This is a genomic window from Marinomonas sp. HM11-D (assembly GCF_057626615.1).
In genome coordinates this window covers 128730-153488 of sequence record NZ_JBMMKT010000006.1, presented here as the reverse complement: position 1 = coordinate 153488, position 24759 = coordinate 128730, and the positions used below count along the sequence as shown (strand labels likewise).

The following is a 24759-nucleotide window of genomic DNA, read 5'->3' as shown; positions in this document are numbered from 1 at the left end:
ACTGCAGAAGCAGCACGAACTTTGTTTTCGGAACTAGTATCTTCGATGTATCCAAAGCGATTATTTTATTTTCGCTTATCTATGTAATAACCCTTTCTCGACTTTTCCCAGCTAAATCCAATTCAGTCTCTCTTTATCGTGTATCTTCTACCCTACCCGTGTAGAATAACCAAACCCATCAATTGTTGAAATTTTTTAAATAATGCTTGCAGGTTTTAGGTCTTTGGTTCGTAAAGCGACTTCCTTATTTGGCTCAGATGAGTCTCGACAACTACCTCTAGAAATTCCTAGAGACAAACATACGTTCTCGAGAAAGAACATCAGCCCTAATGCGCTGAAAGTTCTATATCGCCTACACGAGGCCGGTTTTGACGCCTATCTCGTCGGCGGCTGTATTCGTGACCATTTGATTGGCATTGAGCCAAAAGACTTCGACGTGGTGACTAACGCCACACCAGAAGAAGCTCACGCGCTGTTCTCAAATTCGCGCTTGATCGGCCGACGCTTTAAACTGGTGCATGTGACCTACGGACGCGAAATCATCGAAGTGTCCACCTTCCGCGCCAACACCGCCGCTCAACACCCTGCCGAAAGCGAGCAACGCAAGTCCCTGAAAGACAAAGACACCGCCCGCTCATCCCATGGCATTATTTTGCGCGACAACGTCTACGGTTCGATTGAAGAAGACGCCGAACGCCGCGACTTCACTTTCAACGCGCTGTATTACAACATCGCCGATTTCTCGATTAACGATTATTGTGGTGGTCTAGCAGACATCGAAAAGCGCCAGATTCGCATTATTGGCGATCCACGTCAGCGCTACCAAGAAGACCCTGTGCGCATGCTGCGCGCGATTCGTTTTGCCGCCAAACTCAACTTCTCCATTGAAGCAGAAACGGCCGCACCGATTAAAGAAATGGCCCATCTGTTAGACCATATTCCACCGGCTCGTCTGTTTGAAGAAGTTCTGAAACTGCTTGGCAGTGGCAATGGCATGGAAACCTTCAAGTTGTTACGTGAATACGGTCTGTTCAAATACCTATTCCCAGATACGGATGCCCTACTAAAAAGCGGCTGGCAGCGTAAAGACATTGATCCAGAAGCCTTTATTCTTCAGGGCCTACAAAACACTGACGAACGCATTCAGGGTGGTCGTAGCACCGCACCTTACTTCTTATATGCGATCCTATTGTGGCCAAGCGTGGCACTGCGCCATGAAGAGTTTGAAAAGCAAGGCCTGCCTGAGCTACCGGCACTGCATCAAGCCGCCACCATGGTATTGGACAACCAGGTGGCCGCAACCGCGATCCCGCGTCGTTTCTCAACGCCGATGCGTGAAATTTGGGATTTGCAGTTCCGTCTACCGAAACGCTATGGCAAACGCGCTTTCACACTCTTGCAGCACCCACGTTTTCGCGCAGCCTTTGACTTCCTCTTGATTCGCGAGCAAAGTGGCACCAACCTTGGCGGTCTAGGCAACTGGTGGAATGATTTCCAGCAAGCACCAGAAAACCAGCAGCGTGATCTAATTAATAAGGCGGACGAGCGCAAGAACACGAGCAGTGAGCCCGCGAAAGCGAAACGCCGTCGACCACGCCGCCGTCGTAGCAGTAACGCCAAACGTTCACAAGAACAGTGAGATCAATATGAATAAGGTTTACATTGGCCTTGGTGGGAATCTAGAAAACCCACTGGCGCAGGTGAAAAGTGCCATCCAACAGCTTTCTCAGCACCCTAGTATCAAAAACTTCATCTGCTCAAACCTCTATTCCAGTAAACCGGTTGGTCCACAGGACCAACCAGACTACATTAATGCTGTCGCCTGTTTTGATACCGAGCTAGACGGCATTGCCACATTGGATTTATTGCAAAGTATTGAACAAGATCATCGCCGTGTGCGTGAGCGCCACTGGGGACCAAGAACCCTAGACCTAGATATTTTACTGTTCAATCAAGACACTATTGAACTGCCACGCCTGAATGTCCCACACCCTTTTATGCTAGAACGCGGGTTCGTCATCCGTCCTCTGCTTGATCTAGCACCAAAGCTGCTGCTGCACAATGGCAAAACCGTTGCAGAGCATGTCACTCAACTTGATACCAGCGATTTGGTAACAATAGAAGAAGCATAACCATGTATTCAGACACGTCAGCGAAAAAACCGGCCAGCCCCATTACTCTGTCCAAACTGCAACGCATGAAGCAAGCAGGCGAGAAGTTCACTTGCCTAACTTGCTATGATGCCACCTTTACCCATGCCATGAACGAAGCCGGTGTCGAGACAATTCTCGTCGGCGACTCTTTAGGCATGGTGGTGCAAGGACAAGACAGCACGCTACCGGTGACTATCGATGACATGTGCTATCACACCGCTGCCGTGAAGCGTGGTAACAATCACGCTTTCATTCTCGCGGACATGCCTTTTATGAGTTACAGCTCACCGAACCAAGCCCTCGACAATGCCGCCAAGCTGATGCAAGCGGGCGCCAATATGGTCAAGCTTGAGGGTGGCAGCTGGCTGGCTGATACCGTACGCCTGCTGTCAGAGCGTGGTATTCCCGTTTGCGCACACCTTGGCCTAACGCCGCAAGCCGTGCATAAACTGGGTGGCTATAAAGTACAAGGAAAAGACAAAGCAGCAGCAGACTTGATCCTAAAAGAGTCGCTAGAATTGGTTGCTGCCGGCGCAGATATTCTTTTATACGAGTGCATTCCTAGCGAGCTAGGCAAATCACTCACCCAAGCCGTAAGCGTGCCTGTGATTGGCATTGGCGCCGGCGCTGATACTGATGGCCAAGTTTTGGTCATGCACGACATGCTGGGCATTAATATTGGTCGCCCAGCCCGCTTTGTAAAAAACTTTTTGATCGACGGTCGCACCATCAAAGACGCTTTCGCCGCTTATGTAGACGAAGTCAAAAATGGTCGCTTCCCAGCACCAGAGCATACATTTGACGCATGAAAACATTTCACACCGTGGCTGAACTTCGCACAGCCCTAAAAAGCGAACGCCTACAAGACAAACGCATCGCCTTCGTTCCCACTATGGGCAACCTACATGAAGGCCATATGGAGCTGATCCGCCGCGCACGCAAAGAAGGTGACGTGGTGGTCTCGTCGATCTTTGTTAACCCTATGCAATTCTCTGCTAACGAAGATTTAGAGCGTTACCCACGTACATTAAAAGAAGACCAAGCACTGCTTGAGAGCAATGGTTGTGATTTCCTATTTGCTCCATCCGCATTAGAAATGTACCCAGACGGCAAGCGCAGCCAAACCCAGATCGAAGTAACAGGCTTGTCTGACATCCTTTGCGGTGCGACACGCCCAGGCCACTTTGTCGGCGTGGCCACCGTCGTGACCAAGCTTTTTAACATTGTTATGCCGGACTGTGCGATTTTTGGTAACAAAGATTATCAACAATTGAAAGTCATCGAAGACATGGTGCGTGACCTGAGCTCCAATGTGGAAATCATTGGCGTAGATATTGCTCGTGCAGAGACAGGTCTTGCCCTCAGTTCTCGTAATGGCTACCTAACGGATGCCGAGCGCAATACGGCAACAACGATTTACCAAACCCTTCTATGGGCCAAGCAACAAATCCTAGAAGGTCACGTGTGTTACGCTGACATTTGTGAACAAGCTCAGCAGAAGCTTGAAGCAGTGGGATTTAAGCGTGACTACTTTGAAATACGTGCACAACACGACTTACTAACACCATCAGAGAAAGAGACGCGACTAGTGATTCTAGTAGCGGCCTATTTAGGCAAAGCTCGGTTGATCGACAACCTCACCGTCGAACTACCGTAACCCTCTTATACTCAACCTAGGGAGATTGTCATGAGCTCACCAACGCAACATTCCGCGTGGCAAGCACTGGCACAACATCAGCAGGACATGGCATCCGTAAAAATGACGGATCTGTTCGCTGACGATGCAACACGTGCTGAGTCTTTCAAAGCATCCGCCGCGGGATGGACACTGGACTATTCGAAAAACCGTGCTAACGCTGACACCATGCAATTGCTACTGCAATTGGTCGAGCAAGCCGGCATGAAGTCAGCTATTGCCGGCATGTTCCAAGGCGATCACATTAACAATACCGAAGACCGTTCGGTACTGCATGTGGCGCTGCGCGCAAGCAAAACACAACAAACTCTAATGGTCGATGGCGTCAACGTACTGGATGAAGTACGTAGCACCTTGGCACAGATGGAAGCTTTCGTTACGCAATTACACAGCGGCGAATGGAAAGGCTACACTGGCAAAAACATCACCGACGTGGTGTCGATTGGTATCGGCGGCTCTTACCTTGGCCCTAAAGTCGTAGCTGAAGCGCTGACGCCGTACAAGAAAGACGATATCAAGGTTCATTTCGTTGCCAATATTGATGGCTCTGACATCACTGAAAAGCTCAAACTACTGAATGCGGAAACCACAGTATTCATCGTTTCCTCTAAGTCCTTTGGCACCTTGGAAACCCTATACAACGCCAATGCTGCCCGCGCTTGGTGTATTGCTGAAGGTGTGCCCGAAGCCGATATTAAGAAACATTTTGCCGCAGTCAGCTCTAACGTAGAAAAAGCGGTGAAGTTCGGCATGGCGGAAGAAAACATCTTCCCAATGTGGGACTGGGTTGGCGGTCGCTACTCGTTGTGGTCAGCAATTGGTTTACCAATTGCTGTAGCCGTGGGTATGGATAACTTCTATGAGCTGCTAGACGGCGCTCAAGCGATGGATGAGCACTTCAAAACTGCCCCGTTCGCACTGAACCTACCTGTGATTATGGGCGCTCTGGGTGTTTGGTACAGTAATTTCCATAATGCTCAAACCCACGCACTGATTCCATACGACCACTTTCTACGTGCCATGCCCGCCCATATCCAACAGTTGGATATGGAAAGTAACGGTAAGGCTAACTTGGTCGATGGTTCAGGGGTTGAAACCGATACTGGCCCAATCATCTGGGGTGGTGCTGGCACCAATGGTCAACACGCTTACCACCAGCTGCTGCATCAAGGCACTCGCCTAGTCCCAGTAGATTTTATTGCGCCGTTGAAAACCCACAACCCAGTAGCGGATCATCATGCCCAGCTGTTTGCTAACTGCCTAAGCCAGTCACAAGCACTGATGGTCGGTAAAAGCCTAGCGCAAGCCGAGAAAGAACTACGTGACGCAGGTGCTTCAGAAGCACAAGTGGCCGCCATTGCGCCACATAAGGTGATTCCAGGTAACCGCCCAAGCAATACCTTGCTAACCGAGCAGCTGACGCCGTTCACCACTGGCTCTTTGATTGCATTGTATGAGCATCGCACCTTTGTACAAGGCACCATTTGGGGTATTAACTCATTTGACCAATGGGGTGTTGAGCTGGGCAAAGTATTAGGTACTGACATCTATCAGCGTCTCGTGAGTGATAGCGATAACAGCCAGCTAGATGCTTCAACCCAAGCTTTGATTGCGGCCTTTAAAAACGCTCAGTAAGCTTTAGCTAGAGTTCGTATACAGCTAAAAGGCCTTCACCTACGTGAAGGCCTTTTTCTTTATAGATCAAAGTTTGTCGGCATCACCACCACATCGCGAATGGTCACGCCCCGCGGACGGGTCAACATAAACAAAATAATTTCTGCAATTTCTTTGGCTTCAACTAAGCTGCCAGACGCTTTTGCCTCCTCCAGCTTTTCTACGGGCCAATCCTCTAACAAGGCGGTAATCACTGGCCCTGGTGAGACCGAGCCAATACGCAAGCCATGTTTAAATACTTGCCGACGAGTAGTTTGCACAAAGCAATCAATGGCCCATTTTGAAGAGGCATACACTGGTTCCCAAGGGGTGGGGAAATGGGCAGCTAATGAGCTAGTCACTATGATGTCGCCGGTTTTATTGGGCGACATATGTTTGATCACATCGCGCACATTTTTCATTACCACATTGATATTTAGATTGAGCATGCGATCGATCGCGTCGGGGTCAGCATCCACTAATTCTCCACCAACATACAAGCCAGCATTAGCGTGAAAAATATCCAGTGATCCCGGCAATAATTCAAGCACTCTGATGATCAGCATTTTACAAGCTTCAGGATTTAGCAGATCAATCACCAGCGGAAATGCGTTGGCGTAGCCATGACAGACCCGTTCCAGAGCGGCTGCATCCCGATCGATCAAAACCACCGTTGCGCCAGCTTCGAGTAGCATTTGCGCACTGGCCCAACCAATACCTGATGCGGCGCCGGTTACTGCTGCATTTTTACCTTGAAGTGAATGACTCATAATTGCCCTCTGCTTTTATTCTTAGTAATCGCATCAAGCACTTATTATTAGCAGGAAAAGACATTACTTCTTGCTACTTTAACCGCAAGAAGTAATGCTTTTTTGAGTTTTTATTGAAGAGAATTAGCGTGCGTCTCGCACCATGCGGAAAAAGCGGATGTAGTTATACTCATTCAAAGAGCTACGTGCCACAGTGCCATCGGCAAAACTGATGGTCCAAATAAAGGTATCGGTCGAATCATAGTAAGAGGTCGGTGTCGAGGTAAACAGCGTCATGCTGTTGACGGTAGTACGGTCATCTGAAGCATCCGTATTTTTCAATGGAAACACTTCCTCATTTTGCGCTGGACGCGCACAGCGCTCTTCAACAATGCTGCGTAGCTCTTTCACGTTAGGCAACCGCCAGTCAGTGTAGCCAGCAAAACCACTCCCCTCATTCAGGGCGTCAATGTACTCTACCGCCGCGACAAAGGTCGACTGCATAGCATCCCCAGAACGACAATCGGCTCCGGTGAAACCTTCTACACAACGCTTCCACATCAAGCCAGTGGTATGATCCACCACCACGCCATTATCTTCATCAATGGTAAAGTTCTCACTCGGTGTCGTCGCAGCGATAGTCGAAGTATTACAAGCCGCTTGCGCCTGCAACGCCACTACGCCAGTTAGAATAGAAGCAATCATTAACTTATTCATGGGCAGTTCTCACTAAGATCACACCAGCATTGGTGCCTTTGGACATATTACTCATCACACCAAGGTTTTGGCCGCTCGAAACGGTATCACGTAGATAGATACGCCACGCTCGGCTGGCATCACTGACATCGTAATAGGGCGAAGTGGTCCAGTAGCTATCCACCACTGTATCGGCGTTTAGTGGGAAGAAGTTGGTATCCACGGCATAGGTGCTACGGCGGGCAAAACTGTCACCGTAATAAACAATACTCATCAACTCACGCGCGGTAGGCAAACGCCAATCATTGTAACCACATAACCCTGCCGCATTCACACGCGCACGAAAATCTGAAGTATTACAAAAGCTGTCCGAGCCATTGTAAGCAAAGCAGGTATCTGGTGAGTTTGAATGTGACTCCACCCCCTCAGTCACACCAGAACCACTCAGGCTAGGCTCAAACCAAGTAAAGGCATCATCCGCATCATGCAGATCGCTACTTAAGGCATTACCACGGGCACTGTCCCCTGCCGATTTCACTTCCCACATCAGTCCTGTGACTTGGTCTAGAACACAATTCCAGTCTTCTGAGTCTGCCGTCAGCACACTACCATCACTACCGATTTTGCTGAAGCTAAAGCCACCAATACCATCTTCATCACCACTGGCAATGGTGTCCACATCACGACCGAAACTACAATCTTGGCCTTGGCTGGCACGATCGCCATCGGCACAGCCTTCCAAGTGCTCATCAGAGCTGACAGAAAAGCGCATACCCGTATCATTCAGCTCACGCATGGCAACGAAATCTTCTGCCACTAGGCCATTGTCTTGTGGCACAAAGGCTTTTACTGGGCTAAAAGCACTGACATTAGTCGAGGTGAGTGATGTTTTCGCGACCACCGCCACATAGTAAGTCGAATCATTAGTCAGATAAGCCGCTGGGGAAATATAACTAGTCGCCTGCAAATTATCGACCGCGATCATCAAGCTAGACAAATCGCTGTCTGCGGTAATTTCTTCGGTCGAGTAATACACCGTATAAGCCACCGCATTCGGGGCATCGTTCCAGCGCAACACCACCTGCTGGTTGGCGGCTACCGCTGTCAAAGATACTGGCGCTTGCAACGCCGCATCCACCGTATAGTCAGCCGGATCAGGCGTCTCGCTAGGATCCACCGGAGTAGTCGGCTCTGTCGGTGTGGTTGGCACCTCTGGTGTAGTTGGCGTCGTCGGTGTAGTTGGGGTTGTGGGAGTGGTCGGCGTCGTTGGTGTCGTGGTACCGCCATCCGCTTGTCCGGCATCGGCGGATTCTTCTGGCGTACCACAGCCAGACAGCGCCGCCGCACACAATACAGATAAGAGAACTCGATTCATGAAAGCTCATCCATTGATTAAAAACGTCATTCGCTATAAGTCATAGCATATCGACAAAACTGACAAAAAATTTACCCTATCAAAACAAAAAAACGCCAAGAAGTCTCCTTCTTGGCGTTTTTCATAACACTAAATTCAGTGTTTAAATATGTTCAACGTTTTCGATTTCGTAAACCACTTCACCAGCAGGAATCTTAATCGCAACTTCGTCGCCTTCCATCTTGCCGATGATCGCTTTCGCGATCGGTGATGCGTAAGAAATCTTCTTCGCTTTCACATCTGATTCGTCGTCACCCACAATTTTGTAAGTCACCGTTTCTTCAGTATCCACGTTGAACAAAGTCACCGTGGTACCGAAAACAACCTTACCTGTGTGTGGGATAGACTTAACATCAATCACTTGTGAGTCTGAAAGCTTGCCTTCAATCTCAGAAATACGGCCTTCACAGAAGCCTTGCTCTTCACGAGCCGCGTGGTATTCCGCGTTTTCTTTCAAGTCACCGTGTTCACGTGCTTCGGCGATATCCGCGATCACACGTGGACGAACCACAGTTTTTAGGTGGTTAAGCTCTTCGCGTAAACGCGCTTCGCCTTCCACCGTCATAGGTACTTTTTTCATTATTTCCCCGAATGCAGATCTTGCAGTCTTCTGACTTTGATTTCTTCATTCATACGGCTGATCGCTAGGCTAGTCGCTTCCGCACCCGCTAGAGTAGTGGTGTAGCAAACCTTGCCTTGTAGCGCTGTACGGCGAATCACAGAAGAATCTGCAATCGCTTGCGTACCAGAAGTTGTGTTGATGATGTAAGCGATTTCGCCATTCTTCAACATATCCACGATGTGTGGACGACCTTCGTTTACTTTGTTGACTTTTTGCACGTCAACGCCGTTTTCCGCAAGGAACTTCGCTGTACCGCCCGTTGCCACTAGCTCAAAACCTAGGCCAATTAGGCGTTTCGCCACGTCTACCGCACCTGGTTTGTCTTGGTCACGTACAGACATGAACGCACGGCCAGAAGTTGGTAGCACAGTACCGCCACCTAGTGCCGCTTTGCCGAAGGCTTCAGCAAACGTATCACCCACTCCCATTACTTCGCCTGTTGATTTCATTTCAGGGCCAAGAATTGGGTCAACACCTTGGAATTTGTTGAATGGGAATACCGCTTCTTTCACGCTGTAGTAGCTTGGGATCACTTCTTCAGTGAAACCTAGCTCAGCCAGAGACTTACCCGCCATCACTAGAGCAGCCAATTGCGCTAGTGAGCGACCGATACATTTCGATACGAAAGGTACCGTACGTGATGCACGAGGGTTCACCTCGATAACGTAGATCTCACCGTCTTGTACCGCTAGCTGAGTGTTCATCAGACCGATTACACCAAGCTCTAGCGCCATGCGTTTGATCATGTCACGGATTTGATCTTGGATATCCGCTGGCAATGAGTATGGTGGCAGAGAACATGCTGAGTCACCTGAGTGAACACCCGCTTGCTCGATGTGCTGCATGATACCGCCGATCACTACTTGCTCACCGTCAGAGATACAGTCGATGTCGATCTCGATCGCTGAGTTTAGGAAGTGGTCTAGCAATACTGGGCTGTCGTTTGACACTTTTACCGCAGACGTCATGTAACGAGACAATTCTTTCTCGTTGTAAACGATCTCCATCGCGCGACCACCTAGTACGTACGAAGGACGCACTACAAGTGGGTAGCCGATTTCAGCCGCTTTAACGATCGCTTGTTCCGTTGAACGAACGGTGGCGTTCTTAGGCTGTTTGTAGCCTAGGCGCTGAATCATGCTTTGGAAACGCTCACGGTCTTCCGCACGGTCGATTGCTTCTGGCGTTGTACCAATGATTGGCACGCCTTCGTTTTGCAGAGCACGAGCAATCTTAAGTGGTGTTTGACCACCGAACTGTACGATTACGCCTGTTGGCTTCTCTGTACGAACGATTTCTAGCACGTCTTCCAACGTTACTGGCTCGAAGTACAGACGATCAGACGTGTCGTAGTCGGTAGAAACCGTTTCAGGGTTACAGTTAACCATGATGGTTTCGAAACCGTCTTCACGTAGACCTAGGGCCGCGTGTACACAGCAGTAGTCGAATTCGATACCTTGACCGATACGGTTTGGACCACCACCTAGGATGATCACTTTTTCGCGATCAGAAGGGGCTGCTTCACACTCGTCTTCGTACGTTGAGTACATGTACGCTGTGTTAGACGCGAATTCTGCCGCACAAGTATCCACGCGCTTGTACACTGGGTGTACGTTGACTAGGTAACGACGCTCACGTAGAGACTTCTCTGTTACGCTTAGTAGCGACGCTAGACGTGCATCAGAGAAACCTTTACGTTTCAGACGACGCATGTAGTCGTAATCAAGATCCGCAAGACCCGCATTTTCTAGCGCTTGCTCTTCTTTGATGATGTCTTCGATTTGTACTAGGAACCATGGATCAACGCCCGTTACTTCGTACACTTCGTCAACGCTCATACCTAGACGGAAGGCATCACCGATGTACCAAATACGGTCTGCACCCGGCGCTTTCAATTCGCGCTGTAGCTTCTCTTTGCTGTTTTCTTCAGCAAAATCAAGCTGAGGGTTGAAACCATCAGAACCTGTTTCCAGACCACGCAATGCTTTTTGCATCGATTCTTGGAAGGTACGGCCGATCGCCATCACTTCACCCACAGACTTCATTTGCGTGGTTAGACGGTCGTTTGCCGTTGGGAATTTCTCGAATGTGAAACGAGGAATCTTAGTCACAACGTAGTCGATTGACGGCTCGAAACTCGCTGGCGTTAGACCACCAGTGATGTCGTTTTGTAGCTCATCAAGGGTGTAACCGATTGCCAATTTCGCAGCGATCTTAGCGATAGGGAAACCTGTTGCTTTAGACGCTAGGGCAGAAGAACGCGATACACGCGGGTTCATCTCGATGACCACTAGACGGCCAGTCTTAGGATCCATACCGAACTGTACGTTCGAACCACCTGTTTCTACACCGATTTCACGCAATACCGCTAGAGAAGCGTTACGCATGATTTGGTATTCTTTGTCAGTCAGAGTCTGAGCAGGTGCCACTGTGATCGAGTCACCAGTGTGAACACCCATGGCATCGAAGTTTTCGATCGCACAAACGATGATACAGTTGTCGTTTTTGTCACGCACAACTTCCATCTCGTACTCTTTCCAACCGATTAGAGATTCGTCGATTAGAAGCTCGTTCGTTGGAGAAAGATCCAAACCACGAGTACAGATCTCTTCGAACTCTTCCATGTTGTAAGCGATACCACCACCGGTACCACCCATTGTGAAAGATGGACGAATGATACATGGGAAGCCCACTTCGTTAAGTACACCAAGTGCTTCGTCCATGTTGTGCGCGATACCCGCACGTGGACATTCTAGCCCGATAGACTTCATCGCTTGGTCGAAACGGTGACGGTCTTCTGCTTTGTCGATCGCATCAGCAGTCGCACCGATCATTTCAACATTGTATTTCGCAAGTACACCGTGACGCTCTAGATCTAGGGCACAGTTCAATGCTGTCTGACCACCCATTGTCGGAAGAACGGCATCTGGACGCTCTTTCTCGATGATCTTTTCAACAGTTTGCCACTCGATTGGCTCGATGTAAGTTGCATCCGCCATTACTGGGTCAGTCATGATGGTTGCAGGGTTCGAGTTCACAAGGATTACTCGGAAGCCTTCTTCACGAAGGGCTTTACAGGCTTGCGCACCTGAGTAGTCAAATTCACAGGCCTGACCGATGACAATCGGACCAGCACCTAAGATTAGGACGCTTTTTATGTCTGTACGTTTTGGCATAGTCTTCTCGTTCTCGCTTAGGCTTTCGTTGCTTTGATGTTTTCAATGAACAGATCAAAAAGCGGCGCCACATCGTGTGGACCAGGGCTTGCTTCAGGGTGACCCTGGAAGCTGAACGCTTTCTTATCAGTACGAGCAATACCTTGTAGAGAACCGTCAAACAATGATTTGTGAGTCGCTTCAAGATTTGCTGGCAACGTTGCTTCATCTACGGCGAAACCGTGGTTCTGGCTAGTAATCATTACACGGCCAGATTTAATGTCTTGTACAGGGTGGTTTGCACCGTGGTGACCAAACTTCATTTTTAGAGTTTGCGCACCGCTTGCAAGAGCAAGCAATTGGTGTCCTAGACAGATACCGAAAACGGGAATTTCAGTCTCTAGGATTTGTTTGATCGCATTGATCGCGTAATCACATGGTTCTGGGTCACCAGGGCCATTTGATAGGAAAACACCATCTGGATTCAGTGCAAGTACGTCACTTGCAGGTGTTTTCGCTGGTACAACTGTCAAGCGGCAACCACGCTCAACAAGCATACGCAAAATGTTAGTTTTTACACCGTAGTCGTACGCTACAACGTGGAATGGGAATTCCGTTGGCGTTGTGTGGCCGTCTACCAAATCCCAAGTCGACTCAGTCCACTCGTAAGATTTGTCCGTTGTTACTTCTTTGGCTAGATCCATGCCTTTCAAACCAGGGAAAGCTTTCGCTTGTGCTACTGCTTCCTCTTCGTTGATGTTGTCGCCAGCCATAATACAGCCAGCTAGTGCACCTTTCTCACGCAAGATACGAGTTAGTTTACGCGTATCAATATCGGCGATGCCTACCACACCTTTGCGCGTTAGGTACGCGTCTAGGGTTTCTTGTTTACGCCAGCTGCTTGCTAGCAAAGGTAGGTCGCGGATGATCAAGCCCGAACACCATACTTGGCCAGACTCTTCGTCTTCGGCGTTAACGCCAGTGTTACCAATGTGTGGGTAGGTCAAAGTGACCATTTGTCGAGCGTAGGAAGGATCGGTAAGAATTTCTTGATAACCGGTCATAGAGGTGTTAAATACAACCTCTGCGGTTGAGGAGCCATTTGCCCCGATCGACACTCCTCTGAATATAGTGCCGTCTTCCAGAGCAAGAATCGCTGATGTTGCCAAAGGAACCTCCCGTTAGAGCCTATTTTAGGTTGCAAAAAAGCGAGGCAAACTCGTGGCCCACCTCGCTTTCATAAAATCACGCTGATGTCGTAGCCAAACTACTGCTATGTGATGAGCCGCTACGACTAAATAAATCCGGCCAATTTTACTCTTATATGGCGATAGCGTCCATACAAAAGACCGACCGAATCCGCAAACTTTAGCCGTTTTTGCGCATTTTTAGCTGACCATTCAGACAAGATTAAACAAGTTAGCAAAGTAAGCCTTGTGCCACTTCTTGGGTCTTTTCGATCCCCTGAAGGTTCGCCAAAACCGCCAAAGAGAACGCCATAGCCATCGCTGGCCCCTGCCCTGTGATGACATTATCGTCCATTACCACTGGCTGATCAGCGATGTATTCTGCGCCAGTCAACCCGGCTTCAAAGCCTGGGTAACAGGTCGCCTGTTTGTCCACCACAAAGCCATGAGTACCAAACACCACCGCTGGCGAAGCACAAATCGCCGCCAACAAAGCATCTTGAATATCGTGTTTTTCCAACATATCAATCAACAACTTGCAATCACGCAGATGCTCCGCACCAGGCATACCGCCAGGCAATACGATGGCATCGTACATTTGCTCCGCCACGTCCGTTAGCAGTACGTCCGCAACAATGTTGGTGCCATTGGCTGCTTTGATTTGCTTTTCCTCATGCACACTGGCTACGGTGACATCTGCACCGCCACGACGCAGCACATCAATAATGGTGATCGCTTCAATGTCTTCACTGCCGTTGGCAATCGGTACCAGTACTGTGGTCATGGTTTGTCTCACTTATTTCAATTTACACGTCATGAGCACGGCAGGTTCACTGCCGCCCTCTGCTAATGAATAATAGTTCTTACGCAGGCCGACCTGCTCAAAGCCCAACTGCTGATATAAGGCAATCGCCCCTAGGTTTGATTCACGCACTTCTAATAAGCCTTCTTCGCAGCCCTGCTGCTTTGCCCAAGCCAACCAGTGTTGTAGCAGCGATCGACCTAAACCTTGTCGACGCCAATTTTGATCGGTGACGACTAACTCTAGCTCAGATTGGTCAAACAGCAATGATGCTGTTAGCCAACCGATCACTTTGCCCGACTCAGGACATACTAATACCCAGTTGTGACGACTTTGTAGCGCGTCTTCGATCAGGCTCAAGCGCCAAGGGTGAGGATCAGACGCTTGCTCTAGCGCATTAATGACGTCTAGATCAGCAAGGGTTGCGTCGCGCAAAGAATAAGATGGCATAGTAACGTCTCTTAACTAAAGCTGGCTTGCATAACCTTCCAGGCTTCTTTACGCAGCTCTGGAATACGCAACATCTGCGGCAAGCTGTTAACCTTGGCCAAAGGCAAGCGTTTCAGAGCATGAGACTCAGGCAAAGCATCAAAGAATTGCGCACAGTGTTCCCCTGCGAGAATGACTCGCTGCGGCTGATGACCAGCGGTTTGATTCATGAGAAATTGTTCAAAGCCACCCATGACCCAATCTTGACGCTGCACCAAATGGCGGTTTTTCAACTTGCCAGGCCACTGAAAAATGCCTGCGCCCCACTCGGTCACTTCTTGTCTGAGCAAGGCTTTACTCAAGCTCAAGGCCAATTTATCGAGCGGCTCTTGCTCTTGGAAAGAGCGCGGCAAATCCGTGATCAGCAACAACTGCCCAGCCAGCATATAAGCACACATTTGTGTCGGCACCGGCAAGCCAAAGGAGATCTCCGGCACCGCCGTTTCAACTGGGGCTAATGTTTCTTCAATCGGCTGCAGATCTTCAACAATGACTTCAGGCGCGGCACCAAGCTGGCGACGTAAATCCGCTACCGAGGCGTCTTTCTGCTTTTCCTCCACCACAGGCGCTGCAGGCACTGGCGGTTTAAAGGTCGATTCAGGAATGGCTTGTAGTTGCGCTGGAACGATCGGCGCTATGCCGTCGGCGCGCGCCCAAGGTTGTGGTGCGCGGAATACTTCGCCATGAACAGGCTCTTGCCCTTGCAGCCAACTGACCACGCCAAGCTCTGCTAAAGCGTGCGTTTGGAAGGCTTGATGGTGAGAAAGTTCGCGCGACACGGGCACATCCTGATAAAAGTAATGGACAGAATTATACGCACGGGAAGGCGTCGCGCCAAACACTCAAATAAGAAGATTAACGACGCGGTAACAGGTACGACTTAGAGATCCCGGCAACCTGCGCCACACCCGCCAGCGCCATGGCCACTTCGAATTCCTCACGCAGAATTCGCAGCATATGAGCCACCCCCGCGGCCCCCGCCACGGCTAGGGCGTAAAACTGTGGCCGACCAATCAGCACAGCATCCGCCCCCAGAGCAATGGCTTTGAACACATCCGTGCCACGTTGAATCGCGCCATCTAATAGCACACAGAAGTCGTCGCCCACTGCTTCACGCACCGCCGCCACCATATCAATAGCACTGGGCACGCAGTCTAGGGTGCGGCCACCATGATTAGAAACAATCACCCCTTGAGCGCCCAGTTGTTTCGCTTTACGCGCATCCTCAGGGTGTAAAATGCCTTTAATAATCACCGGCAAATCGGTTTGCTCAATCAGCCATGCCAGATCCTGCCAGTTGGGCGCTTCGCTCATCATACCTTGGAAAACGATACTTTGATCCGGAGTAAAGGCTTGTCGCGGTAGCTCAGGTCGATCCTTTAGATTCACCGCAGCGACGCCTTCTGGCAAGGCAAACTTGGCTCGTTGAGCGCGATTGCGGATACCATGAATAGCAGAATCCACGGTTAATACGATGGCTTGGTAGCCTGCTGCTTCAGCACGTTTGATCAGACTTAAATTGAAGTCGCGATCCAACTGCCAATACAACTGAAACCATTTCGGCGAGCTCAACTGCTCACTTATGGCTTCTATTTCCACTGAGGCTAAGGTACTGACCACCATGCCGATTTCTAAGGCATTGGCCGCTTGAGCCGTGGCAATTTCCCCTTGCTCATGGGCCATTTTTTGAAAGGCTACCGGTGCTAGCATTATCGGCGTGCGCCACATTTGCCCCAACACCTTGGTATGGGTGGAGCCATGACGCACATCGTTGAGCATACGCGGCAGTATTTGGATGTCATCAAGCGCGTTACGGTTTTCGCGTAAGGTAATCTCGTCCGCCCCACCACCGTAGACATATTCATAAATCCCATGGGGCAGAACCTCTTGCGCAAGACGCTCATAGTCCGCTACAGATAAGGCTTCTTCAGGAATAATGGTTTGGCTCACGGTGATTTACCTTATGCTTTTTGAGGGGAAATTACGTATCCGCATGCAAGCGGATCAGACGATGATAAATGGCACTTAGTTTGACGGTTTCTGTATCCATTGGACCACGCTCTTGAGTGAGAGTTTGAATACTTTGATCCAGATCGAACAACACTTCACGCAGTTCATGATCACGCACCATGCTTTCAATCCAGAAGAAACTCGCCAAACGCTGACCTTTGGTCACAGGACTAACTTGGTGCAAACTGGTTGACGGGTACAGCACCATATCGCCAGCGTTCAGTTTAATCTTTTGCTCGCCGTAACGATCTTGAATACAGAGTTCGCCGCCTTCGTAGTCTTCTGGATTATTTAAGAAAATGGTCGCCGATAAATCGGTGCGCAGGCGGGTTGGCGTCTTAGGAATAAAGCGAATCGCATTGTCCACATGCCAGCCATAATGACCGCCATTTTGATAAAGATTAAACATGGGCGGCAGAATCTTCAGTGGCAATGCCGCCGAAATAAAGCGTGACTGCTCGGCCAACACTTGCAAAATATGATCGCCCAGCTGCTGCGCAAGCTGACTGTTTGGGTCAAGCTGTAGGTTCTGTTTCACGCCAATCGCTTGGCCGCCCGCTGTCGCAGCACCATCTTGCCATTCGGCTTGGCTTAAATGCTGTTGGTACTGAGCCAACTCATGGGCACTCAATACCCCAGGGATGGTAATCACCATAGGCACCTCAGAAACAATAAAAGGCCCCCACTTTAACAGTGGGAGCCTCGGCTTAGCAAAAATCTGGCTTAGAACTTGTAGTTCGCTGTCAGGCTGATAGAACGTGCATCGCCGATGTAGATGATATCGCCACCACGGTAAACCGCTGTGTAGTAGTCTTCATCCGTAACGTTCTGGATATTCGCTCGCAGATCGAAGTTATGCGTCACTTGGTAAGTGGCGAACAAATCGTACACAGTGTATGACGGCAACTTGATGACACTGTCCGCCGACGCACCCGCATCCGGTTGACCACCAATGATTTCGCTTGAGTAAGTCATGGCACCACCTAGAGCGAAATCAGACGATACATCGTACTTCACTTGTGCGTATAGGCTCTTCTCAGCAAAGTTCGCTTTTGGACGACCAACGTTGTCTTGGTTGTAAGATTCAAGGGTTTCAGAATCCATCAACGCTAGACCTACTTGACCGCTTAGCTGATCGGTAATGTTACCTGATAGACCTAGCTCGACACCGCGCACACGGTTTTTACCGGTATTTAGAGAACCACCGCTCTGGTAAGAGTCGTTGCCGCCTTCGATAACATTGTCTTTAGTAATCTGGAACAAGGCACCCGTTAGCAAGAGTTTATGATCCATTAGCTGCCATTTAGTACCAATCTCGTAGTTGGTTGACTGCTCTGGATCGGCACTTTCATAGTTACCATCAGAGTCGGTACATAGACCACCGTAACCACAGTTGGTCGCAGCATCCGCTTCACCGCCGTTGATGTTAGAAGACGTCGACCAAGTGGCGTAGACGTTACCGTGCTCCCATGGCGAGTACACTGCACCTAGCTGACCATTCCAGAAACCATCAGAGAATTGGTAGTCAGTGTCTGGGAAACTGTTACCGCGGCTGGTGTAAGCAGGCACAAATAGCTGGTAGTCAAAGTGGTCGTAACGTACACCGCCACTGACTTCCCAGTCATCGTTAAGCGTAATGGTATCGCTTAAGTAAGCCGAAACCGTCTCAAGGGTCAGAGCACTGCTTGCCGCATTACGTGCGTAAGAACCTTGCCACAAGTTGTTGTTGGTATTGGTTTCCGTCAGCGTGTAGCTGTTCGTCGTGTTCACTGAGTAATTACCAGCGGTCACGTCTTCTTTCGCGTATTCCACACCCGTCACCACGGTATTACGCTTGCCAAATAGCTCCGTATCCCATAGTAGGTTAGTCTGGTTGCCTAGGTATTCGTTTTCCTGCCAGCCAGTAAATTGACGGTGGCTGTTGGCAAAACGAGAGTGCACGTTAGACACGATGTAATCGTTTTTAGTCTCACCGTAACGGGTCTTGTTTTGTAGACGTAGATCATTGGTTAGGTAGGCATCCACCGTTACCGTAGCAACGTCCGCTTCACTTTTCTTAAAGTCTAACCCTTCTTGACCCACGTAATCACGCTGAATAATGCTGCCCGTACTACGGTCAATACGGTTACCCACATCGTCTTTGTCATCGGCGCGGAAGTAGTAGTAATCAGCACTGATTAGAACATCAGGGTTGGCTTCGTACGCACCAGACAGCAAGAAACCTTCGCGTTGCTCGTCGGCTGGTTTACGGTCTGGAATATCACGCTCTGAGTACAAAGCATTAAAACGCACCGCGCCGTTTTCACCGATCACCTTGTTGGTATCTAGGGTGTAACGTTGCTTGTTATCGGTACCCAGTGTGCCACTTAGCTTATTGAAGTCGTCATCTAGCGAGGCTTTTTTGGTGACTGAGTTCACTGCACCACCTGTGGTACCACGGCCACCAAAGGTAGAGCTTGGACCTTTAGTCACTTCCACTTGGTCTAGGGCAAAGGTTTCACGAGTGATCAGACCAGGCTCACGTAGACCGTCTGTGTAAACATCGCTACGCGCTTCATAACCACGGATGATGTAACGGTCACCAAAAGAGTTACCCCCTTCACCGGTACCTAGTGTGATACCTGGTTGTGCACTTAGAATCGATTCAAGATCGGTTTTACCCGATTCTTCGATCGCTTCTTTGGTCAATACGGTAATGGTTTTTGGGGTTTCAGCGATGTCTCGAGCGTACTTGATGTCAGACATGCGGTTCGCTTTATACGGCGCATCAGGCTCCGCATAAGGGTTCGCATCTGCAGCAACCTGTTGACCTTCCACCACTAGGGTATCTAGGTTTTTCGTCGTTTCCTCAGCAAATGCTGCACCAGATAACGCACCTGATACGGCAAGCGCCAATGCCGTCAACTTTAATGGTGAGCGTGATGTTGCCTGCTCTTCCGTCATAACACTCAAGATCTTAGACACTCGAAACCTCAAACAATAATAAGAATTAGAATCAACTAGAAAGTGCTCGTTATTATTTGCAAACAAGAACGATTGTCAATATTATTATTGCCAATTATTTACTAATTTTCTATCTTTCAAACAAACACTTATGCTTTGGGGTAATAACTAGTGTCAAAATTTAACCTTTCTCTAGCGTTATTAATCGGCGCTTCGACTGCACTTAGCTTCACATCTTCACTGGCTGAAGCCCGTGGTGAGGTAAATGTTTACTCAGCTCGTAAAGAGGCTCTGATTGCCCCAGCCTTGGAGAATTTTTCTAAGGAACACCACGTTCAGGTCAACCTGATTACCGGCGATGCCGACACCCTGTTGCAGCGTTTGAAAATGGAAGGAGACGCCAGCCCTGCCGACGTATTTATCACGGTGGATGCTGGTCGCTTACATCGAGCGAAAGAAGAAGGCGTATTACGCCCGATTGAATCGGACATGATTAACGAATCCATCCCAGCACATCTACGAGATTCAGAAGATTACTGGGTCAGCCTATCGCAACGTGCCCGTGTTATTTTCTACAACCCGAAAACAGTGAACAAAGAAGAGCTATCTACTTACGAAGACCTAGCCGATCCAAAATGGCGCGGCCGACTTTGTACACGTTCATCGAGCAACATCTACAACCAATCGTTGGTTGCTTCTATGATTGCTGCGGACGGTGAAGCAGCAACAGGTGAATGGGTCAAAGGCTTTGTCGCCAACCTAGCGCGCCCACCGTTTGGTGGTGACACCGATCTACTGCGTGCCGTAGAAGCCGGTGTGTGTGATATCACCTTAGCCAACACTTACTACTACGGCCGCTTGGGCCACAGCGATGATCCAGCAATGAAATCGGTTTACGACAATGTCGCCCTATTCTGGCCCAACCAGGCAGAAGGCGAACGTGGCGCTCACGTGAACGTCAGTGGTATTGGTATCACTAAATCTGCCAGCAACGTACGCAACGCTCGTTTGCTGATTGAGTTCCTAGCCAACCACGAAAGCCAAGAATGGTACGCTGAAGTGAATAATGAATACCCGGTGATTGAAGGCGTGGCCTACCCAAGCACACTGGAACCATTCGGCACCTTTAAAGCGGATACCTTGCAATTGGATAAACTGGGTGAGAATAACCGCCTAGCGACAGAATTGATGGACGCTAACGGCTGGAAATAAGACCGCCAGTGTCACGTTAAAAAGCCTCAGCATTATGCTGGGGCTTTTTTGTTTTATGTAACTTTCATACGCTTTTGTATATATCTTAGGCATCCAAGCAAAAATACGCGCCTGCTTTAGCAAAATACGGTGCGTCGCTAAAATTTAGTTTTGATAGGCTGGTATTCTCACTCATCGGAGAAAATTCATGTCACTTTCTAATACTAATAATAGCTACGTGAAAATATCTCGAACGGAGAAGTTCGGATATGGCCTTGGGGATTTTGCATCCAACCTATCGTTTGGCTTTGTCTCGCTGTTCCTATTGTTCTACTACACAGACATCTACGGCATCAGCGCCACACAAGCCAGTGCAATCTTTGTGATCGCACGGGTTATTGACGCTATTTTCAACCTTGTGATTGGTTACTTTATTGATAAGACCAATACCCGTTTTGGTAAATTGCGTCCCTTTATTTTATACGGCACCCTACCGCTTGGTTTGCTAACCGTTGCCTGTTTCTTTATCTTTGAGACGGACTACAAGTTTGCCTTTGCGCTGTTTACCTACACCCTGTACTGCCTAGCCTACACTGCGGTGAATACGCCTTACTCAGCGTTAACTAATATGCTAACTCAGGATGAACAATCCCGTGCTTCCCTATCGGTTTACCGTATCGCCTTGGCCAGTATTGGTTACCTAGTTGTTTCCACTACCGCAGACCCACTGGTTTCTTTATTTGAAACACCACAAGTGGGCTACATTGCAGCCGTGGCAATCTACTCCGTTTTGGCTTCTATTACTTTCTTTGCCTGCTTCTTAATGACCAAAGAGCGCGTAGCGGTAGAACAAGAAACCGCCCCTGTTGGCACCAAGATCATTATCGACACCATTTTCAAAAATAAACCTTTGATCAACGTGTCGCTGTACACCATGTTGTTCTACATCGCCTACACCGTATGGATGGCGATTGCGATCTACTTTATTAACTATGTGATTGGCGATGCCTCGTTCACCACTGAATTCTTTATGATTCAAACGGCCTTCTATACGTTTGGCGTGATCATCTCAGACAAGCTAATCGCCATGATGGGTAAGAAAGCCGCGACTCAAGTGGGCTTGCTGTTTGGTACGGTCGGCTTATTGTTCCAATACTTCTTTGCTGGCGATAATGTCACCCTAATCATGATTGGCGTGTGTATGTTCAGTGTCACTCTAGGCATTGGCTTTGTAACCATGTGGTCGATGGTGCCAGATACGGTGGAATACGCGGAATGGCATCACCAAGTGCGCGCTGAAGGCACTATTTATGGTTTCTATAACTTCATCACCAAAATCGCCATGGCCATCGGTGGTGGCTGTGCCGGTATGCTGTTGGATAATTTCAACTACAGCAGCGACGCCGTCAGCGCAGAAGCCATCAGCGGCATCAATTTCAGTATGACCCTTTTCCCTGCAGCAATGTTTATCGCATCGATGGTGATTGTTGCCCTATACGAGCTCAACGAACAGAACTACCGTGATTTGATCGCCAAGATCGGTGCTCGTAAAAGTAATGCTTAACGGATAATCCATGAAAGACTCACACAAAACCCTTATTAGCCAAATGACTACCGACGAGAAAGTAGCTTTCTTGTCGGGCAAAGCCTTGTGGAAAACCACCAGCTTTGAGCATCTTGGTATCAAAAGCGCCACCATGACCGATGGAACTTACGGTGTGCGCTACAGTAGCGAGCAAATTGACGATGATGCCAGCTGGACCATCGGTGACTTCTTGAACGTAGTACACCAATCTGCGGACGACCAGGGGGAACAAAAGAAAGGCAGTGAAGCATTATTCGGCAAGACCTTACCCGCTACCTGTTTTCCAAATGGCTCAGCATTAGCCTGTAGCTGGGACACCGATTTGGTGTACCAAATGGGCGAAGCCTTAGCCAACGAATGTAAAGCGCTGGGCGTCGATATTCTACTAGGCCCAGGCATTAACATTCGTCGCACGCCCCTATCTGGTCGTGGTTACGAGTATTACTCTGAAGACCCGATTGTCAGCGGTGAACTTGCCGCGGCACTGATCAACGGTATGCAAGATCAAGGGGTGGGCGCGAGCCTAAAACACTTTGCCTGCAATAACTCTGAGTTTCGCCGCACAGAAATGGACTCTGTGGTCGACGAGCGTACCTTGCATGAGATCTACCTTGCTGGCTTTAAACGTGCCATCGATAAGTCCAACCCTTGGACAGTGATGTCTTCTTACAACCGTTTAAATGGCGAACAGACCTCACAGAGTAAAACCTTACTCACCGATATTCTGCGTCAGCAATGGGGCTACAACGGCCTGGTAATGTCCGATTGGTACGGCATCAAAGATCGCCCAGCGTCCTTATTGGCGGGTAACGATTTATCCATGCCGGAAGTCAAACGTGACAAGCGAGATCTATTGGCGGCCGTGTTAAATGGCGATGTGCCAATGTCTGTCGTGGATGAAGCCTGTGCCCGTATGCTGACTTTATTGGACCGTTTAGAGCTTGATAACAAAGACACTAAACCCACGACAGATTTCAGCGCTCACCATGCTCTGGCACAACATATTGCCGAAGAGTCGATTGTACTGCTGAAAAATGAAGCCAATACACTGCCACTGACATCTGAACAGTATCAACGTGTTGCCATCATTGGCCCAAGCGCCCATGAACCTGTGATTCAAGGTTCAGGCTGTGCAACCACAGTGCCTTATGTGCTCGACCGCCCCTTGGATGAAATCATCGACATCGCTGGCGAGGAGTTTGATATTCAATTCGCCAAAGGTGTCAGTGATGATTACCAATCTGATCGCCAAACACTCGCGCAGGCCACGACTTTGGCGGCCCAGTCTGATGTCGCCGTGGTATTTGTGAACACAGCGATTGGTGAAGACGGTGAGAACGGCGATCGTCACAATTTATCGATCTTGCCAACGCACGAAGAGCTGATCCGTGAGGTGGCAAAGGTTGCCAAGAAAACTGTGGTCGTGCTCACCAACTCTGACGCGGTAGAAATGCCATGGCTTGATGATTGTGATGCCCTATTAGAAACCTTCTTCGCGGGTCAAGGCGTGGGCAAAGCAGTAGCGAAACTGCTGTTTGGTCACAGCAACCCAAGCGGTAAGTTAACCGTGACCGTGCCAAACTGTTTAGAAGAAACGCCTGCGTTCCTGCATTACCCAGGGGAAGATTTGCGTCACTTCTACTCAGAAGGCATTTACGTGGGCTACCGTTATTACGACAAACGTAAGATGACGCCGCGATTCCCGTTTGGCTTTGGTTTGAGCTACACCCAATTTGCTTATCAAAGCATTGCGGTGAGCAAGCACAGTCTTAGCGCAAGCGACTCCGTTACGGTCTCAGTGACACTGACCAATACAGGAGATCGAGCGGGTAAAGAAGTGGTGCAACTGTACTTGTCACACCCGCAAGGGGAGTTGGCCCACGCACCGGTCAACTTAAAGACCTTTACCAAGGTAGCGCTGGCTGCAGGCGAGACGAAAACGGTTGAACTAACGCTAAATCCAGAAGACTTTAGTTCATACCATCCGAGCTTAAAACAATGGATCATTGAAGCAGGTGATTACCAAATCCACGTGGGTCCTAGCTCTCGCGAGCTACCATTAACAGCAACTGTTGAAGCACTTGGCACCGCCCATCGCTTACCGATCCATGTGGATAGTTCATTGGTCCAGTTAATCAACGATCAGCAAGCCTTCGATCAAATTGTAGCCTTAGTAGCCAACAAGAGTGGCTTAGAAGACGCGGTTATTCGTGAGCGTTTGATTAACATCGCCCCTGAGCTATTCTGTGGTTTCTACATCGCCCTCACTGAGTTCTTAGGCGTTGATGTGACAAGAGAGGAATTGGCGAAAGCTTTGCATTACTAAACCTCAGCATTACCCCAAGCACAGTGACCAGAGAAACACTGTGCTTGGCTTGATAAGAGGCAAAGACCTCACAATAATTAATAAAAAT

At 49.1% G+C, this 24759-nt stretch carries 20 protein-coding genes; 8 read left to right on the top strand and 12 right to left on the bottom strand.

Annotated elements, in window-relative coordinates; translation table 11 throughout:
* The first annotated feature begins 202 nt into the window (after positions 1–202).
* Genes pcnB through pgi form a run of 5 tightly spaced genes read left to right on the top strand, consistent with a single transcriptional unit; the run spans position 203 to position 5484 of the window.
* Positions 203–1639, top strand: coding sequence for a polynucleotide adenylyltransferase PcnB (gene pcnB / locus ACOSVP_RS11045; protein WP_487347562.1), 1437 nt, complete (start codon positions 203–205; stop codon positions 1637–1639).
* Between the two features lie 7 nt (positions 1640–1646).
* Positions 1647–2132, top strand: a complete 486-nt coding sequence (folK, locus tag ACOSVP_RS11040) for a 2-amino-4-hydroxy-6-hydroxymethyldihydropteridine diphosphokinase (RefSeq protein ID WP_487347561.1) — start codon at positions 1647–1649, stop codon at positions 2130–2132.
* A 2-nt stretch (positions 2133–2134) separates the two neighbouring features.
* Positions 2135–2962, top strand: a complete 828-nt coding sequence (panB, locus tag ACOSVP_RS11035) for a 3-methyl-2-oxobutanoate hydroxymethyltransferase (protein ID WP_487347560.1) — start codon at positions 2135–2137, stop codon at positions 2960–2962.
* The gene (gene panC / locus ACOSVP_RS11030; RefSeq protein WP_487347559.1) at positions 2959–3810 is read left to right on the top strand and encodes a pantoate--beta-alanine ligase; all 852 of its coding nucleotides are present in this window, start codon (positions 2959–2961) and stop codon (positions 3808–3810) included. Before panB ends, panC begins: the two co-directional genes overlap by 4 nt.
* A 30-nt stretch (positions 3811–3840) precedes the next feature.
* Positions 3841–5484, top strand: a complete 1644-nt coding sequence (gene pgi, locus ACOSVP_RS11025; RefSeq protein ID WP_487347558.1) for a glucose-6-phosphate isomerase — start codon at positions 3841–3843, stop codon at positions 5482–5484.
* A gap of 59 nt (positions 5485–5543) precedes the next feature.
* On the opposite strand, the gene ACOSVP_RS11020 is transcribed toward pgi, so the two are convergent.
* The 12 genes from ACOSVP_RS11020 to ACOSVP_RS10965 all read right to left on the bottom strand — a co-directional run bounded on the left by ACOSVP_RS11020 (position 5544) and on the right by ACOSVP_RS10965 (position 19590).
* Complete coding sequence (locus ACOSVP_RS11020; RefSeq protein WP_487347557.1) at positions 5544–6272, bottom strand: SDR family oxidoreductase; 729 nt, start codon at positions 6270–6272, stop codon at positions 5544–5546.
* A 123-nt stretch (positions 6273–6395) separates the two neighbouring features.
* A complete protein-coding gene (locus ACOSVP_RS11015; protein ID WP_487347556.1) occupies positions 6396–6968 on the bottom strand; it encodes an Lcl C-terminal domain-containing protein in 573 nt (190 codons plus the stop codon).
* Positions 6961–8322 carry an Lcl C-terminal domain-containing protein gene (locus ACOSVP_RS11010; RefSeq protein ID WP_487347555.1) on the bottom strand — a complete coding sequence of 454 codons (1362 nt, stop codon included), beginning with the start codon at positions 8320–8322 and terminating at the stop codon, positions 6961–6963. Before ACOSVP_RS11010 ends, ACOSVP_RS11015 begins: the two co-directional genes overlap by 8 nt.
* A gap of 142 nt (positions 8323–8464) precedes the next feature.
* A complete protein-coding gene (gene greA / locus ACOSVP_RS11005; RefSeq protein WP_487347554.1) occupies positions 8465–8941 on the bottom strand; it encodes a transcription elongation factor GreA in 477 nt (158 codons plus the stop codon).
* Positions 8941–12159 (bottom strand): carbamoyl-phosphate synthase large subunit, encoded by a 3219-nt coding sequence (gene carB / locus ACOSVP_RS11000; RefSeq protein ID WP_487347553.1) that lies wholly within the window; start codon positions 12157–12159, stop codon positions 8941–8943. Before carB ends, greA begins: the two co-directional genes overlap by 1 nt.
* Before the next feature lie 17 nt (positions 12160–12176).
* Positions 12177–13307 (bottom strand): glutamine-hydrolyzing carbamoyl-phosphate synthase small subunit, encoded by a 1131-nt coding sequence (gene carA / locus ACOSVP_RS10995; RefSeq protein WP_487347552.1) that lies wholly within the window; start codon positions 13305–13307, stop codon positions 12177–12179.
* A 250-nt stretch (positions 13308–13557) separates the two neighbouring features.
* On the bottom strand, positions 13558–14109 hold the full coding sequence (locus ACOSVP_RS10990; RefSeq protein WP_487347551.1) for a DJ-1 family glyoxalase III: 552 nt from the start codon (positions 14107–14109) through the stop codon (positions 13558–13560).
* Positions 14110–14121: 12 nt separating this feature from the next.
* On the bottom strand, positions 14122–14577 hold the full coding sequence (rimI, locus tag ACOSVP_RS10985) for a ribosomal protein S18-alanine N-acetyltransferase (protein ID WP_487347550.1): 456 nt from the start codon (positions 14575–14577) through the stop codon (positions 14122–14124).
* 11 nt (positions 14578–14588) lie between these two features.
* On the bottom strand, positions 14589–15395 hold the full coding sequence (locus ACOSVP_RS10980) for a hypothetical protein (RefSeq protein ID WP_487347549.1): 807 nt from the start codon (positions 15393–15395) through the stop codon (positions 14589–14591).
* 76 nt (positions 15396–15471) lie between these two features.
* Positions 15472–16566, bottom strand: a complete 1095-nt coding sequence (locus tag ACOSVP_RS10975) for an alpha-hydroxy acid oxidase (protein ID WP_487347548.1) — start codon at positions 16564–16566, stop codon at positions 15472–15474.
* 31 nt (positions 16567–16597) lie between these two features.
* On the bottom strand, positions 16598–17281 hold the full coding sequence (locus tag ACOSVP_RS10970) for a Fe2+-dependent dioxygenase (protein ID WP_487347547.1): 684 nt from the start codon (positions 17279–17281) through the stop codon (positions 16598–16600).
* 68 nt (positions 17282–17349) lie between these two features.
* Positions 17350–19590, bottom strand: coding sequence for a TonB-dependent receptor (locus ACOSVP_RS10965; protein ID WP_487347546.1), 2241 nt, complete (start codon positions 19588–19590; stop codon positions 17350–17352).
* 150 nt (positions 19591–19740) lie between these two features.
* Between ACOSVP_RS10965 and ACOSVP_RS10960 the strand changes: the two genes are divergently transcribed.
* From ACOSVP_RS10960 to ACOSVP_RS10950, 3 genes are all read left to right on the top strand, one after another.
* On the top strand, positions 19741–20781 hold the full coding sequence (locus ACOSVP_RS10960) for a Fe(3+) ABC transporter substrate-binding protein (RefSeq protein ID WP_487347545.1): 1041 nt from the start codon (positions 19741–19743) through the stop codon (positions 20779–20781).
* 187 nt (positions 20782–20968) lie between these two features.
* Positions 20969–22324 (top strand): MFS transporter, encoded by a 1356-nt coding sequence (locus tag ACOSVP_RS10955; protein WP_487347544.1) that lies wholly within the window; start codon positions 20969–20971, stop codon positions 22322–22324.
* Between the two features lie 10 nt (positions 22325–22334).
* The gene (locus tag ACOSVP_RS10950; RefSeq protein WP_487347543.1) at positions 22335–24671 is read left to right on the top strand and encodes a beta-glucosidase; all 2337 of its coding nucleotides are present in this window, start codon (positions 22335–22337) and stop codon (positions 24669–24671) included.
* Positions 24672–24759: the final 88 nt, after the last annotated feature.